16 protein-coding genes are annotated in these 13,633 nt (G+C 69.7%); 10 read left to right on the plus strand and 6 right to left on the minus strand.

All coding sequences use genetic code 11. The annotated features are described in order from the left end of the window. Window positions 1-34: 34 nt before the first annotated feature. Both greA and RT282_RS08175 read left to right on the plus strand, forming a co-directional pair. A complete protein-coding gene (gene greA / locus RT282_RS08170) occupies window positions 35-511 on the plus strand; it encodes a transcription elongation factor GreA (RefSeq protein WP_312305205.1) in 477 nt (158 codons plus the stop codon). 13 nt (window positions 512-524) lie between these two features. Further along, window positions 525-935, plus strand: a complete 411-nt coding sequence (locus RT282_RS08175) for a DUF4149 domain-containing protein (RefSeq protein ID WP_312305206.1) — start codon at window positions 525-527, stop codon at window positions 933-935. 49 nt (window positions 936-984) lie between these two features. Here RT282_RS08175 and RT282_RS08180 read toward each other — a convergent pair whose 3' ends face one another. Both RT282_RS08180 and RT282_RS08185 read right to left on the minus strand, forming a co-directional pair. Next, window positions 985-1,728 (minus strand): glycosyltransferase, encoded by a 744-nt coding sequence (locus RT282_RS08180; protein ID WP_312305208.1) that lies wholly within the window; start codon window positions 1,726-1,728, stop codon window positions 985-987. Further along, a complete protein-coding gene (locus RT282_RS08185) occupies window positions 1,728-2,198 on the minus strand; it encodes a YhbY family RNA-binding protein (RefSeq protein WP_312305211.1) in 471 nt (156 codons plus the stop codon). Before RT282_RS08185 ends, RT282_RS08180 begins: the two co-directional genes overlap by 1 nt. Window positions 2,199-2,219: 21 nt before the next feature. Here RT282_RS08185 and RT282_RS08190 point away from each other — a divergent pair, with 21 nt between their 5' ends. The 5 genes from RT282_RS08190 (at window position 2,220) to RT282_RS08210 (ending at window position 7,837) form a co-directional block, all read left to right on the plus strand. After that, window positions 2,220-2,882: an RlmE family RNA methyltransferase gene (locus RT282_RS08190; RefSeq protein ID WP_312305214.1), complete on the plus strand. Its 663-nt coding sequence runs from the start codon at window positions 2,220-2,222 to the stop codon at window positions 2,880-2,882. 152 nt (window positions 2,883-3,034) lie between these two features. Further along, the gene (ftsH, locus tag RT282_RS08195; RefSeq protein WP_312305215.1) at window positions 3,035-4,951 is read left to right on the plus strand and encodes an ATP-dependent zinc metalloprotease FtsH; all 1,917 of its coding nucleotides are present in this window, start codon (window positions 3,035-3,037) and stop codon (window positions 4,949-4,951) included. Between the two features lie 73 nt (window positions 4,952-5,024). Next, window positions 5,025-5,882, plus strand: a complete 858-nt coding sequence (gene folP, locus RT282_RS08200) for a dihydropteroate synthase (RefSeq protein ID WP_312305217.1) — start codon at window positions 5,025-5,027, stop codon at window positions 5,880-5,882. Between the two features lie 42 nt (window positions 5,883-5,924). Continuing rightward, window positions 5,925-7,259 carry a phosphoglucosamine mutase gene (glmM, locus tag RT282_RS08205; protein WP_313313153.1) on the plus strand — a complete coding sequence of 445 codons (1,335 nt, stop codon included), beginning with the start codon at window positions 5,925-5,927 and terminating at the stop codon, window positions 7,257-7,259. A gap of 47 nt (window positions 7,260-7,306) precedes the next feature. Beyond that, window positions 7,307-7,837: a GNAT family N-acetyltransferase gene (locus tag RT282_RS08210; protein ID WP_313313154.1), complete on the plus strand. Its 531-nt coding sequence runs from the start codon at window positions 7,307-7,309 to the stop codon at window positions 7,835-7,837. 81 nt (window positions 7,838-7,918) lie between these two features. On the opposite strand, the gene RT282_RS08215 is transcribed toward RT282_RS08210, so the two are convergent. The 4 genes from RT282_RS08215 to RT282_RS08230 are packed head-to-tail and all read right to left on the minus strand — an operon-like array spanning window position 7,919 to window position 11,087. Next, complete coding sequence (locus tag RT282_RS08215) at window positions 7,919-9,250, minus strand: TolC family outer membrane protein (protein ID WP_313313995.1); 1,332 nt, start codon at window positions 9,248-9,250, stop codon at window positions 7,919-7,921. Between the two features lie 46 nt (window positions 9,251-9,296). Further along, window positions 9,297-9,635 (minus strand): rhodanese-like domain-containing protein, encoded by a 339-nt coding sequence (locus RT282_RS08220; protein ID WP_313313155.1) that lies wholly within the window; start codon window positions 9,633-9,635, stop codon window positions 9,297-9,299. Between the two features lie 29 nt (window positions 9,636-9,664). Then, the gene (locus tag RT282_RS08225) at window positions 9,665-10,375 is read right to left on the minus strand and encodes a protein-L-isoaspartate O-methyltransferase (RefSeq protein ID WP_313313156.1); all 711 of its coding nucleotides are present in this window, start codon (window positions 10,373-10,375) and stop codon (window positions 9,665-9,667) included. A gap of 49 nt (window positions 10,376-10,424) precedes the next feature. Continuing rightward, complete coding sequence (locus RT282_RS08230) at window positions 10,425-11,087, minus strand: TetR/AcrR family transcriptional regulator (protein ID WP_312305227.1); 663 nt, start codon at window positions 11,085-11,087, stop codon at window positions 10,425-10,427. Between the two features lie 132 nt (window positions 11,088-11,219). Here RT282_RS08230 and msrA point away from each other — a divergent pair, with 132 nt between their 5' ends. The 3 genes from msrA (at window position 11,220) to RT282_RS08245 (ending at window position 13,588) form a co-directional block, all read left to right on the plus strand. Next, window positions 11,220-11,795, plus strand: a complete 576-nt coding sequence (gene msrA, locus RT282_RS08235) for a peptide-methionine (S)-S-oxide reductase MsrA (protein WP_313313157.1) — start codon at window positions 11,220-11,222, stop codon at window positions 11,793-11,795. Window positions 11,796-11,858: 63 nt separating this feature from the next. After that, the gene (gene chrA, locus RT282_RS08240) at window positions 11,859-13,079 is read left to right on the plus strand and encodes a chromate efflux transporter (RefSeq protein WP_313313158.1); all 1,221 of its coding nucleotides are present in this window, start codon (window positions 11,859-11,861) and stop codon (window positions 13,077-13,079) included. 149 nt (window positions 13,080-13,228) lie between these two features. Beyond that, entirely contained in the window at window positions 13,229-13,588 is a 360-nt protein-coding gene (locus tag RT282_RS08245; protein WP_313313159.1) for a hypothetical protein, read from the plus strand. The last annotated feature ends 45 nt before the right edge of the window (window positions 13,589-13,633 follow it).

Raw genomic sequence — 13,633 nt, forward strand, 5'->3', positions numbered from 1 at the left:
GCTTTTTGTGTCCGCAACGGAGACCTGAACCACTATGGCCACCATTCCCATCACCAAGCGTGGCGCTGAACTGCTCAAGGCCGAGCTGCAGCGCCTGAAGACCCAGGACCGCCCGGCCGTGATCGCCGCCATCGCCGAGGCCCGTGCACAGGGCGACCTGAGCGAGAACGCCGAATACGAGGCCGCCAAGGACCGCCAGGGCTTCATCGAGGGCCGCATCCTGGAGGTCGAGGGCAAGCTCTCTGCCGCCCAGGTCATCGACCCCGCGCAGCTGGATGCGGGCGGTCGCGTGGTTTTCGGCGCCACGGTGGAGCTGGAGGATGAGGACAGCGGCGAGACCGTGACCTACCAGATCGTCGGCGAGGACGAGGCTGACCTGAAGCTGGGCCTGATCAACGTCGGCAGCCCGATTGCCCGCGCGCTGATCGGCAAGGAAGAGGGCGACACCGCCGAGGTGCAGGCCCCCGGCGGCGTGCGCCACTACGAAATCGTGGCCGTGCGCTACGCCTGAGGCCCGCAGCCGCATGTACGAGCGCGTGCCCCTGCTGGCGGCCGCCCTGTGGTGGGGCAGCCTGTCGGCGATCGGCTTCGTGGCCGTGCCGCTGCTATTCGCCCACCTGCCCACGCCGGCCCTGGCCGGCCAGATGGCGGCTCGGCTGTTCGAGGCGCAGACCTATATTTCGATAGCAGCTGGCGCTTGCCTGCTGGTGTTTTCCAAGCGAAAACATGCTGAAAAGCCCGAGGAATGGGCGCAAGCAGCTACTGTTTTCATAGTGCTGGGCATGTTGCTGGCGCTGCTGCTGCAGTTCGGCGTGGCCCCGCGCATCGTGGCCCGGCAGAACCTGCCGGTGTGGCACGGCGCGGGCAGCGTGATGTACGGCGTGCAGTGGCTGTGCGCGCTGGCCGTGCTGCTGAAGGTGGCGGCGCGGCGCTGAAAGCCAGGGCGCGGGCAACAAAAAAGAGGGCCGAGGCCCTCTTTTTCATTCACTCGTGCCAGTGCTCGGCCACCCAGGTCGCTGGCTGGATGTGGCGAAAGCGCCGGTTGCGCCGTCCGGCCAGCGCGTCCGGCGGGTTGCATTCGCCGTGGAAGACCACGATGCGCGCACCCGGCGGCACGACGGGCGGCTTCCAGTAGTTGGTCGGCCAGCGCGGGATGCTGTGGTACTTGAAGCTGGGGCACCACTCCTGCGGCCAGTAGGCCAGCTTGCCCTGGCGGTGCAGCACGTCCGACAGGTAGGCCTGCTCGTTACGAAAGCGCTCGCGCACCTCCTGCACGTGGCTGCGGAAGTACTCCAGCACGTCGGCATGCGCACCCAGCTCGAAGCGGTACACCGACGAGTTGCCGGTGATGCGCCAGGGCCGCTTGTAGTCGTGGATGATCAGGAAGTCGCCCGGACGGGTGAAGAACTCGTCCAGCGGCCCGACCACCACCACGTCCACGTCCAGGAACAGCGCCGTGCCGCGCAGGCCATGCAGGTCGGCGCTGAAGGTGGCCAGCTTGTTCCAGCCGCGCTCCGGAATGCCCGCGGGCAGATCCAGGGGCGGGATGGGCAGGCACTGCACCTCCGGACGGATGCCGGCGGCGTCGTCGGTCAGGCAGACGAAGTTGAAGTCGCCGCCCAGGTGCCGGCGCACCATGGCGTACAGGCGGTTGACGTACTCGGGGCCGTACTTGCGGCCCCATTTCATGCAGATGACGTGGCGCGCAGGCGCCGCGGGGGCGGCCATCAGTCGCCCTGGCGCTTCTTCACGGACGTCTGCTTGGGCTTGGCGCGCTTGATCTGGCCGCCGCTGGTCAGGCGCTGGTTGCCCAGCACACGCAGCTGCTTGACCTCGGGGCGCTGGCCGGGGCGGCCGAACTTGAGCACCTTCACGTCGCGCGGGCCGGGCTTGCGGTCCTCGTCCACGGCGCGGGCCTTGGCGGGAACAGGGCGCCACAGCACCAGCAGCTTGCCGATGTGCTGGATGGGCGCGGCGTTCAGGTCATCGGCCAGCTGCTGGTACATGGCCTCACGCGCCGCCCGGTCGTCGCCGAAGACGCGCACCTTGATCAGCCCGTGAGCGTTCAAGGCCGCGTCGATCTCCTTGCGCACGGCAGGCGTCAGGCCGTCGGCGCCAACGAGCACGACAGGCTGGAGGTGGTGCGCGTTGGCGCGGTGTTCGCGCCGCTCGGCGGTGGTCAGTTCGATCTGGGGCATACCCGTATTATTCTTCAACGTATGAAAGCCCAGCCCAAAAGCAAGAAGGTGAACAAGACGTGGCTGCACGACCACATCAACGACCCCTGGGTCAAGCTGGCGCAAAAGGAGGGCTACCGCGCCCGCGCCGCCTACAAACTCAAGGAGATCGATGAGCAGCTGGGCCTGATCCGTCCGGGCCAGGTGGTGGTGGACCTGGGCAGTTCCCCCGGCGCCTGGAGCCAGTACGTGCGCCGGCGCCTGGCGCCCGCAGGCGCGGCCGCTGGCCAACTGGACGGCACCATGATCGCGCTGGACATCCTGCCCATGGAGCCCATCGAGGGCGTGACCTTCATCCAGGGGGACTTTCGGGACGAGGCGGTGCTTGAGCAGCTGCAGCAAGCGCTGCAGGGGCGGGCGGTGGACGTGGTGGTCTCGGACATGGCGCCCAACCTGTCGGGGGTGGAATCGGTGGATGCCGCGCGCGTGGAGCACCTGATCGAGCTGGCACTGGACTTTGCCGGCCAGCACCTGCGCCCCGAGGGCGCGCTGGTGGCCAAGCTGTTCCATGGCAGCGGCTATTCGCAGCTGGTACAGCGGTTCAAGGACCGCTTCCAGGTGGTCAAGGCCATCAAGCCCAAGGCCTCGCGTGACCGCTCGGCCGAGACCTTCGTGGTGGGCCTGCGCCTCAAAGCCCCGCGCTAAAGCAGCGGGTGACCATGGGCGGGCCCGGGGTTTAAGCAGGCCCGGCCCCGGTTGAAACACCTAAAATGCCCCCCAAATGCGCCTGGACGGCAGGCCATGCAGGTTTGCATGGCCACGGGCCGTCCGCCTTCTTTCAGTCTCTGGAGTTCCGCTTGAACAATCAGTGGTTTTCAAAAGTCGCCGTCTGGCTGGTCATCGCCATGGTGCTGTTCACGGTGTTCAAACAGTTTGACACCCGGGCCGGCGCGAGCGCGGGCACCATCGGTTACTCCGCCTTCCTGGAGGACGTGCGTGGCGGCCGCATCAAGAGCGCCACCATTCAGGAGGGCCCCGGCGGCACCGAAATCGTGGCCCTGACCAACGATGAGCGCAAGGTGCGCACCACCGCCACCTACCTCGACCGCGGCCTGGTGGGCGACCTGATCAACAACAACGTCAAGTTCGACGTCAAGCCGCGCGAAGAAGGCTCGCTGCTCATGACGCTGCTGGTCAGCTGGGGCCCCATGCTGCTCTTGATCGGCGTGTGGGTGTACTTCATGCGGCAGATGCAGGGCGGCGGCAAGGGCGGGGCGTTCAGCTTCGGCAAGTCCAAGGCGCGCATGCTCGACGAGAACAACAACACCGTCACGTTTGCCGACGTGGCGGGCTGCGACGAGGCCAAGGAAGAGGTCAAGGAGGTCGTGGACTTCCTGAAGGACCCGAACAAGTTCCAGAAGCTGGGCGGGCGCATCCCGCGTGGCCTGCTGCTGGTCGGCCCTCCGGGCACCGGCAAGACGCTGCTGGCCAAGTCCATTGCGGGCGAGGCCAAGGTGCCGTTCTTCAGCATCTCGGGCTCCGACTTCGTGGAGATGTTCGTCGGCGTGGGCGCGGCCCGCGTGCGCGACATGTTCGAGAACGCCAAGAAGAACGCCCCCTGCATCATCTTCATCGACGAAATCGACGCTGTGGGTCGCCAGCGTGGCGCGGGCCTGGGCGGCGGCAACGACGAGCGCGAACAGACGCTGAACCAGATGCTGGTCGAGATGGACGGCTTCGAGACCAACCTTGGCGTGATCGTGGTCGCCGCCACCAACCGCCCCGACATCCTGGACGCTGCCCTGCTGCGCCCGGGCCGCTTCGACCGCCAGGTCTACGTGACGCTGCCCGACATCCGCGGCCGCGAGCAGATCCTGAACGTGCACATGCGCAAGATCCCCGCAGGGCAGGACGTGAACCCGGCGATCATCGCCCGCGGCACACCCGGCATGAGCGGCGCGGACTTGGCCAACCTGTGCAACGAGGCTGCCCTGATGGCCGCCCGCCGCAATGCCCGCGTGGTGGAGATGCAGGACTTCGAGAAGGCCAAGGACAAGATCATCATGGGCCCCGAGCGCAAGACCATGGTCATGCCCGAGGAAGAGCGCCGCAACACCGCCTACCACGAGGCGGGCCACGCGCTGATCGGCAAGCTGCTGCCCAAGTGCGATCCGGTGCACAAGGTCACCATCATCCCGCGCGGCCGTGCCCTGGGCGTGACCATGAGCCTGCCCGAGAAGGACCGCTACTCCTATGACAAGGAGTACATGCTGAACCAGATCGCCATGCTGTTCGGCGGGCGGATCGCCGAAGAAGTGTTCATGAACCAGATGACCACCGGCGCCAGCAACGACTTCGAGCGCGCTACGTCCATCGCCCGTGACATGGTCATGCGCTATGGCATGAGCGAGGCACTGGGCCCCATGGTCTATGCCGAGAACGAGGGCGAGGTGTTCCTGGGCCGCTCGGTGACCAAGACCACCAACCTGTCCGAGGACACCATGCAGAAGGTGGACCTGGAAGTGCGCCGCATCATCGACGAGCAGTACACCCTGGCACGCCGCCTGATCGAGGAGAACCAGGACAAGATGCACGCTATGGCCAAGGCCATGCTCGAGTGGGAAACCATCGACGCCGAGCAGCTGGACGACATCATGGCCGGTCGCGAGCCCCGTCCGCCCAAGGACTGGACGCCGCGCCGCCCGCCCTCTGGGGACGACGGCCCCGGCGGCACGCCGGCCGTCAAGCCGGACCCTGCACCCTCGGCGGCTTGACACCGCCGGCCGTGCAGAACACCAACGGGGCCTGGCGCCCCGTTTTTTCGTGCCTACTTCCTACCACCCAACCATGATCTGGCAGACCAGCCGCTTCGCCCTCCAGCTCGCGCGCCCGCGTGTGATGGGCATCGTCAACGCCACGCCCGATTCGTTCTCCGACGGCGGCCACCATGCCGGCGCTGCAGCAGCGCTGCGCCACTGCGAGCAGCTGCTCAAGGACGGCGCGGACATCCTGGATATCGGCGGCGAATCCACCCGCCCCGGCAGCCCGCCCGTGCCGCTGCAGGAGGAGCTCGACCGCGTGCTGCCCGTCGTGCAGGGCGCCGTGCGCCTGGGCGTGCCGGTGTCCGTCGACACGTACAAGGCGCAGGTGATGCAGGCCGCGCTGGACCTGGGCGCGGACATCATCAACGACATCTGGGCCCTGCGCCAACCCGGGGCCGCCGAGGTGGTGGCGCGCCACGGCCGCTGCGGCGTGTGCCTGATGCACATGCACGGCGAGCCGGCCAGCATGCAGCTGTCGCCCCTGGAGGGCGACGCCGTGCCGCAGGTGCTAGAGTTTTTGCAGCACTCTGCGCAGGCCCTGCAAGGGCTAGGAGTCGAGAAGGGCCGCATCGTGCTGGACTACGGCATCGGCTTCGGCAAGACGGTGGAGCAGAACTTCGCCCTGCTTGCGCGTCAGCGCGAGCTGCTGGCCGCGGGCTATCCGCTGCTGGCGGGCTGGTCGCGCAAGTCCTCGCTGGGCAGCGTGACGGGCCTGGCCGTGGACGAGCGCCTGGCCCCCAGCGTGGCCGCCGCCGTGATGGCGGTGGAGCAGGGCGCGCACATCGTGCGCGTGCATGACGTGCGGGAAACCGTCGCCGCCCTGGCCGTCTGGCAGGCCATGCAGGCCCAGCGTCAGCCGCCTGCCGTTTCTCTTTCTTTCTGACCGCGCATCCGGCGCGACCAGCCAAGCCATCATCGAGCACCCATGACACGCAAATACTTCGGCACGGACGGCATCCGCGGCACCGTGGGCCAGCCGCCCATCACCCCCGACTTCGTACTGCGCCTGGGCCATGCCGTGGGCCGTGTACTGCGCGGCGCCGAGGAGCGGCCCACGGTGCTGATCGGCAAGGACACCCGCATCTCCGGCTACGTGCTGGAGAGCGCGCTGGAATCCGGCCTGAACTCCGCCGGCGCCGACGTGGTGCTGCTGGGCCCACTGCCCACGCCCGGCGTGGCTTACCTGACGCGTGCGCAGCGCGCCAGCCTGGGCGTGGTCATCAGTGCCAGCCACAACCCCTTCCCGGACAACGGCATCAAGTTCTTCAATGCCCAGGGCAGCAAGCTGCCCGACGCCTGGGAAGAGGCGGTGGAGCAGGCCATGGAACAGCCACCCGTCTGGGCCGACTCGGCCGCGCTGGGCCGTGCCCGGCGCCTGGACGACGCCGCCGGCCGCTACATCGAGTTCTGCAAGAGCACCTTCGACCACGACCTGACGCTGCGTGGCCTGCGCATCGTGGTGGATGCCGCCCACGGCGCCGCGTATCACATCGCTCCCAAGGTCTTCCACGAGCTGGGCGCCGACGTGGTGGCCATCGGCTGCGCGCCGGACGGCACCAACATCAATCACCAGGTCGGCGCCACCCATCCGGAGGCTCTGGTGCGCGCCGTGCGCGCCAACCGTGCCGATTTCGGCATTGCACTGGACGGCGACGCCGACCGCCTGCAGATGGTGGACGCCGCCGGCCGCCTGTACAACGGTGACCAACTGCTGTACCTGATGGCCGCCGACCGCCTGGCGCGCGGCGAGACCGTGCCCGGCGTGGTCGGCACCCTGATGACCAACATGGCGGTGGAGCAGGCCCTGCTGCAGCGCGGCGTGCAGTTCGTGCGCGCCAAGGTAGGCGACCGCTACGTGCTGGAAGAGCTGCAGCAGCGCCGCTGGCTGCTGGGTGGCGAGGGTTCGGGCCACCTGCTGGCGCTGGATCGCCACACCACCGGCGACGGCCTGGTCAGCGCCCTGCAGGTGCTGCAGGCCTGCGTGCGCAGCGGCCAGCCCCTGGCCGCGTTGGTGCAGGACGTGGCGCTGTTCCCCCAGGTGCTACTGAACGTGCGCCTGGCGCCGCAGCAGGACTGGAAGACCAACGCCATGCTGGCCGAGGCCACACGGGCCGTGCAGGGCGAGCTGGGCCAGGACGGCCGCGTGCTGGTGCGCGCCAGCGGCACCGAGCCGCTGCTGCGCGTGATGGTCGAGGCGCGCGACGGCCAGCAGGCCAACCGCTGCGCCCAGCGCCTGGCCGATGCGGCCCGCGCCGGCTGATGGCTGCCGCACCACCCAACACAACAACACGACGAAGCGAAACCCCCATGACCGACCAGGCCCTTGCCTCCACGGCGGCCACCCTCACGGTGCGCCGCGTCAACTACGCCGATCCACGCGACGCCCAGGCGCTGGTGGCCCTGCTGGACGCCTATGCGCGCGATCCGGCCGGTGGCGGTACGCCGCTGCCGGGACACGTGTGCGCGCAGCTGGCGCAGGCCCTGCAGGCGCGACCGCAGGCCTTCAGCGTCATTGCCTGGGCGCGGGACGAGGACGGTACGGAGCAGCCCGTCGGGCTGGTCAACTGTTTCGAGGGCTTTTCCACCTTTGCCTGCCGGCCGCTGGTCAATATCCACGACCTGGCGGTGCTGCCGGCCTGGCGCGGCCGGCGCGTGACGCAGCAGATGCTGGCGCTGGTGGAGCGCATCGCCCGCGAGCGCGGCGCCTGCAAGCTCACGCTGGAGGTGCTGCAGGGCAACCAGCCGGCGCTGCGCGCCTATACGCGCGAGGGCTTTGCCGGCTACACGCTGGACCCGGCCATGGGCCAGGCGCAGTTCCTGCAGAAGCTGCTGGACTGATCTGCTCCCGATCTTGCTCCTGAAAAAGGAGCTGCCAGCGCTTGCCAGTCAAGCGCTGGAGGCCAAAAAGACCATGCATCTTTAGCGGGCCAGCAGGGCGTCCAGCGCGGCCACGTCGGCCAGCTCCAGCGTGCCCGCGGCGTATTTCAAGCGCAGCTGACCCATGAGCACGGCATAGCGCGCCAGGGCCAGTTCGCGCTGGGTTTGGTAGAGCTGGCTCTGCGCGTTCAGCACGTCGATGTTGACGCGCACGCCGGCGTCGTAGCCCAGCAGACTCGCCTCCAGTGCGCTCTGGCTGGAGGCCAGCGCGGCCTGCAGCGCCTGTACCTGGGCGCGGCCCGACTGTAGGCCCAGGAAGGCCGTGCGGGCCGCCTGCGCGGCGCCGCGGCGCGCGTTGTCCAGGTCGGCGCGGGCCTTGTCCTCGAGCGACAGGGTCTCTTTCACGCGGTTTTGCACCGCGAAGCCGGCGAACAGCGGCAGGTTCAAAGCTACGCCCACGCTGGCGACATTGGCGCGCGAATGCACGCCTGGCATCGTGACAGTGCCGTTGGGCGTGCGCTGCACGGTGTAGCCGGCCTGCAGGTCCACGGTGGGCAGGTGGCCGGTCTCGGCCTTGGCCGTCTCCAGCCGGGCCACGTCCAGCGCCAGCATGGCCTGGCGCACCAGCGGCTGGCTGTCCTCGGCGGTGCGGGCCCAGGCCTGCAGGTCGTCCGGCACCGTTGCTGCCAGCAATACCGGCTGCGCCAGAGGCAGGGGAGCAGTGCCGGCGCGGCCCACGGTCTCGTCCAGGGCCAGGCGGCGCACCTGCAGCTCGTTCTCGGCCGCGATCTCCTGGGCGCTGACCAGGTCGTGGCGCGCCTGGGCCTCGCGGGTGTCGGTGATGGTGGCCGTGCCGACCTCGAAGTTGCGTTGCGCTGCGGCCAGCTGCTCGGCCACGGCGGCCTTTTGCGCGCGCAATGCGGCCAGCGTGTCCTGCGCGGCCAATACGTCGAAGTAGCGCTGGCTGACGCGCAGCAGCAGCTCCTGCTCGGCCGCGTCCAGCTGCACCCGGGCCAGCTCGGCCCCGCGCTCGCCCTGGCGCAGCGCGATGGCGTTGGCGGGGCGGTACAGAGGCTGCGAGGCCACCACACCCAGCGTCTGCGTGGGCGCATGCAGGTCGATGGGCGGGCGGGTCACGTCGGTGCGCGCGTAGCTGGCGCTGCCGGTGAGCGCGGCGCTGGGCAGCAGTCCGGCGCGGGCCTGCTCGGCACGGCTTTGGGCTGCGGCGTACTGGGCCTGCGCGGCCTGCAGGGGCGCGTCGTGGCCGCGCGCCTGCTGCGTCAGGGCCAGCAGGCTCTGGGCCTGGGCCGGGCCCGCCGTCCATGCGGCGCATGCGGCCACGGTTGCCAGGGTCCAGCGCTGCAGGGCCTTCATTGCCGACACCGTTCGATTTGGGGAAGAGAAAGAGGAGGGGAGCCGGTCAGTAGCGCGGCACGCCGGGGTCGCGCTCCAGCGACCAGGCCTCAATGCCGCCCGAGAGGTTGGCCACCTCGGCAAAGCCCTGCTGCGCCAGCCAGGCCGCCACGTGCATGCTGCGCGCGCCGTGGTGGCACAGGCAGGCCACGGGCCGCTCGGGGTCCAGCTCCTGCAGCCGCGCTGGAATCTCGCCCATGGGGATGGCGACCAGCTCGAAGCCCTGCGCGGCCACGCTGGCCGTCTGGCGCTCCCAGGGCTCGCGCACGTCCAGCACCAGCGGGCGCCCGCCCTGCTGACGCTTGAGCCAGTCGTCCAGTTCGGCGGGGCGCAGGGATTCGATCATGGTGCGGATGTCCGGCAGGGCAGGGGGTTTCAGAACCGGAAGATGGACGGCTCGGGGAAGTGGCGCAGGCGCGGCACGATGGCGTCCCAGGGTTTGTCGGTCTCGAAGCGGTCGCCGGTGCGGCGCACGATGGTGGCGCGCATCATGGGCTCCAGGCCGACGATGGCGCCCAGTCGGCCGCCTTCGCGCAGCAGCGCCAGCAGGCGGTGCGGCACCTCGGCTACCGAGCCGCTGAGCACGACCACGTCGAACGGGCCGTCGTTGATGGGGTCCAGCGCCCCATCGGCCTGGCGCACGTCGGCGTTGCGCACCCCGGCGCTGCGCAGGTTCTCGCGGGCGAATTCGACCAGCTCGGGCACGATCTCCAGCGACACCACGTGCTCGGCGCGGTGTGCCAGCAGGGCGGCCATGTAGCCCGAGCCGGCGCCGATCTCCAGCACCCGGTCGGTGGGCTGGATCTGCAGGTCCTGCAGCATGCGGGCCTCCACGCGCGGGGCCAGCATGACCTGGCCCAGGCGCTCGGCCTGGTCCACCGGGCTGGACAGGGGCAGCTCCACGTCGGCAAAGGCCAAGCCCTGCAGCGCGGGCGGCACGAATTCCTCGCGGCGCACGGCGGCCAGGGTCTCCAGCGTGGCCTCGTCCAGCACGTTCCAGGGGCGGATCTGCTGCTCAATCATGTTGAAGCGCGCCTGCGCGGTGGCATCGTGGACGTCGGCAAACGTGTTCAAGGGCAGGTTCATGAAAGACTCCGGAGACGGGACACGGGAAGGTTCAGGTAAACCCGGCATTTTAGGCCGCCCGTACCAGCAGGCCTTGCAGCACGTTGTCGGCCTGCATCTCGATGTATTGGGCCGGGTCGAAGCGCTCGGGGCAGGGGATGCACAGGCCCATGGTGGGCCGGGCCAGCATCAAAAACATCAGGGGCGCCAGCACCAGGTAGACGGCCTGCTCCAGGTCCACGGTGCGGAACTCGCCCCGGTCCATGCCGCGCTGCAGGATGCGGCGCACCAGCGCGTGGCCCGGCTCGACCACCTCCTGGCGATAAAAGCGCGCCAGTTCGGGGAAGTTGTTGGCTTCGCTCAGCATCAGCTTGCCCAGGCCCGAGGCCTTGGTCGCGCCCACGCGTTCCCACCAGCTGTGAAAGCAGTAGCGCAGCAGCTCGTCGCTGGTGCCGGTAAAGCTCTCCAGCTCCTGGCCCCACTCGGCGAAGCGGCCAGAGATGTTCTCGCGCACCACGGCCTTGAACAGCTCCTCCTTGCTGGGAAAGTACAGGAACAGCGTGCCCTTGGACACCCCGGCGCGCGCCGCCACCTCGTCCACCCGCGTAGCGGCGAAGCCTTTTTCGACGAACAGGTCCAGCGCCGCGGCCAGCAGCTCGCCGGGGCGGGCTTCCTTGCGGCGGCCGCGCCGCGTTGTCGGGGCGTCAGGAAGGGGAGACGATGGGATGGGCATGGAGTTAATGACTGACTGGTTAGTAATCTATCCGCTTCCGCCAGTCGCGTCAACGCGGACTTGTCCGGCACGGGCGGCACGGGTCTTTCCTATCATGGCGCGGTTGCCACTTCCGCCCAGGCCCATCACACCATGTCTTCTTCCTCTCCCTCCTCTCCTTCCTCTTCTTCCCTGCAGACCATCACCCTGGGCGGCGGCTGCTTCTGGTGTACCGAGGCCGTCTTCGACCGCGTGCGCGGCGTGACTGAGGTGCAAAGCGGTTACGCCAACGGCCATGTGGAGCGCCCGACCTACGAGCAGGTGTGCACTGGCCGCACCGGCCACGCCGAGGTGGTGCGCGTCACGTTCGACCCGAACGAGATCGACGTGCGCGAGATCCTGGAGATCTTCTTCGCCACGCACGACCCGACCACGCTGAACCGCCAGGGCAACGACGTGGGCACGCAGTACCGCAGCGGCATCTACTGGTCCGATCCGGCGCACCGGGAAGTGGCAGAGGACATGCTGCGTCAGATGGGGCAAGACAAGGTCTTCGGCGCCCCCCTCGTTACCGAGGTGCAGCCGCTGCAGAGCTACTGGCCCGCCGAGGACTACCACGGCGACTACTACGCCAACAACCCCGAGCAGGGCTACTGCGCGTTCGTCGTGGCACCCAAGGTGGACAAGTTCCGCAAGACCTTCGCACGCCACCTCAAGCCCGGGGCCTGAGGGCTGCCTGGCGGGCACCCTGGCGATACTCGGCGCTTCGCATTCCACGAGCGCCGCACCTTCATGCCTTCCACCTCCTCGCCCGCCGACGCGGCGCGCGCCAGCGCCTGGCAGGTGCTGGGCATCTTCCTGCGCCTGGGCCTGACGTCCTTCGGCGGGCCGGTGGCCCACCTGGGCTACTTCCGCGCGGAATTCGTGGTGCGCCGCCGCTGGCTGGACGAGGCCGCCTATGCCGACCTGGTGGCGCTGTGCCAGTTTCTGCCCGGCCCGGCCAGCAGCCAGGTGGGCATGGCCCTGGGCCTGCGCCAGGCGGGCGCCGCCGGGGCGCTGGCGGCGTGGGTCGGCTTCACACTGCCCTCGGCCCTGGCCATGGCGCTGCTGGGCCTGGGACTGGCAACGGCAACGGGGGCCAACTGGTGGCCGTCCGGCGTGCTGCATGGCCTGAAGGTGGCCGCCGTGGCGGTGGTGGCGCAGGCCGTGTGGGGCATGGCGCGCAGCCTGTGCCGCGGCCCGGTGCGTTTGGCGTTGATGGCACTGGCTTGCGCGCTGGCCCTGGGCTGGCCCGGCGTAGGCGGACAGATGGGCGCGCTGGCAGTGGCGGCCGCTGCCGGCCTGGCGCTGTGGGGCCGCTCCGCCGATGCGCCTGCGTCGCCGCAGCCCGCCGCCGGCGGCCACCGGGGCGTGGGTGCGGTGCTGCTGGGCACCTTTGCCGTGCTGCTGGTGGTGCTGCCCTTGGCAGTGCACATCTGGCCGCAGGGCTGGCTGGTGCTGGCAGATGCCTTCTACCGCGCCGGCGCCCTGGTGTTTGGGGGCGGCCATGTGGTGCTGCCGCTGCTGCAGGCCGAGGTGGTCGCCACCGGCTGGGTGGGCGAGGATGACTTCCTGGCAGGCTACGGCCTGGCGCAGGCGGTGCCGGGGCCGCTGTTCACCCTGGCCGCCTTCCTGGGCGCGGTGGCGCGCCACGGGGCGGGCGGCTGGGGGGGCGCGGTGGTGTGCCTGGTGGCCATCTTCCTGCCGGCCTTTTTGCTGGTGGCCGGTGCCCTGCCGTGGTGGGAGCGCTGGCGCCGCCTGGCCCGCGTGCGCGCCGCGCTGTCCGGGGTGAACGCCGCCGTGGTGGGACTGTTGCTGGCCGCGCTGTGCGGTCCCGTGTGGGGCAGCGCCATCCATGCGCCGGCGGACGGGCTGCTGGCCCTGCTGGCGCTGGCGGCCCTGGCCTGGTTGCGCATGCCACCCTGGCTGGTGGTGCCGCTGTGTGGGCTGGCCGGCTGGTGGCTGGTCAGATGAGCATCAAATACGGCTCCAGCCCTTTGCTGAAAAGCGCTGGCAGCTCTTGTTTCTGTAGCGCCATGCCGCTTTGAAGCTGCCGTAGCAAGCGCCGATGACACCCGGGATCTTTGCGACAATCCCCGCTCCCTCCGCCCACCCGCCTGCCCGTGTCCACCCGCCCCGTTGCCTCTCTGCCGCTGCGCCGCCGCCTGGCCGTGCTGTGGCTGCTGCTGGCCCTGGCGGTGGTGCCCCTCTTGGGGCGCATGCACCAGGTGGTGCACGGGCCGGGCTCCGTGCATGCGGCCGGGCAGCCGGTGCGGGACACGCTGCACGCGCTGTTCGCCGGGCATGGCCACGCCGATTGCCAGGTGCTGGACCAGCAGACGCTGAGCGGCCCGTGGTCGGCCTGCGCGCTGCCGCTGGCGCAGGCGCTGCCCCGGCAGGCACCGGCCTGGGCGCCCGCCGCGGCGCCGGCGCTGCGGCGGCTGGCGCCGTTTCAGGCCCGCGCGCCGCCCATCGCAGGCTGACGCCGTTTTCGGCGTCCCCTGTTCAAACACTTCTCTTTCGATAGC

The sequence above is a fragment of the Pulveribacter sp. genome (assembly GCF_032079985.1).
Lineage (GTDB): Bacteria > Pseudomonadota > Gammaproteobacteria > Burkholderiales > Burkholderiaceae_C > Melaminivora.

Bases quoted from the DNA above. Each gene is read 5' to 3' on its own strand.
- greA (WP_312305205.1), top strand. From the start codon at position 35: ATGGCCACCATTCCCATCACCAAGCGTGGCGCTGAACTGCTCAAGGCC.
- RT282_RS08175 (WP_312305206.1), top strand. From the start codon at position 525: ATGTACGAGCGCGTGCCCCTGCTGGCGGCCGCCCTGTGGTGGGGCAGC.
- RT282_RS08180 (WP_312305208.1), bottom strand. From the start codon at position 1,728: ATGGCCGCCCCCGCGGCGCCTGCGCGCCACGTCATCTGCATGAAATGG.
- RT282_RS08185 (WP_312305211.1), bottom strand. From the start codon at position 2,198: ATGCCCCAGATCGAACTGACCACCGCCGAGCGGCGCGAACACCGCGCC.
- RT282_RS08190 (WP_312305214.1), top strand. From the start codon at position 2,220: ATGAAAGCCCAGCCCAAAAGCAAGAAGGTGAACAAGACGTGGCTGCAC.
- folP (WP_312305217.1), top strand. From the start codon at position 5,025: ATGATCTGGCAGACCAGCCGCTTCGCCCTCCAGCTCGCGCGCCCGCGT.
- glmM (WP_313313153.1), top strand. From the start codon at position 5,925: ATGACACGCAAATACTTCGGCACGGACGGCATCCGCGGCACCGTGGGC.
- RT282_RS08210 (WP_313313154.1), top strand. From the start codon at position 7,307: ATGACCGACCAGGCCCTTGCCTCCACGGCGGCCACCCTCACGGTGCGC.
- RT282_RS08215 (WP_313313995.1), bottom strand. From the start codon at position 9,250: ATGAAGGCCCTGCAGCGCTGGACCCTGGCAACCGTGGCCGCATGCGCC.
- RT282_RS08220 (WP_313313155.1), bottom strand. From the start codon at position 9,635: ATGATCGAATCCCTGCGCCCCGCCGAACTGGACGACTGGCTCAAGCGT.
- RT282_RS08225 (WP_313313156.1), bottom strand. From the start codon at position 10,375: ATGAACCTGCCCTTGAACACGTTTGCCGACGTCCACGATGCCACCGCG.
- RT282_RS08230 (WP_312305227.1), bottom strand. From the start codon at position 11,087: ATGCCCATCCCATCGTCTCCCCTTCCTGACGCCCCGACAACGCGGCGC.
- msrA (WP_313313157.1), top strand. From the start codon at position 11,220: ATGTCTTCTTCCTCTCCCTCCTCTCCTTCCTCTTCTTCCCTGCAGACC.
- chrA (WP_313313158.1), top strand. From the start codon at position 11,859: ATGCCTTCCACCTCCTCGCCCGCCGACGCGGCGCGCGCCAGCGCCTGG.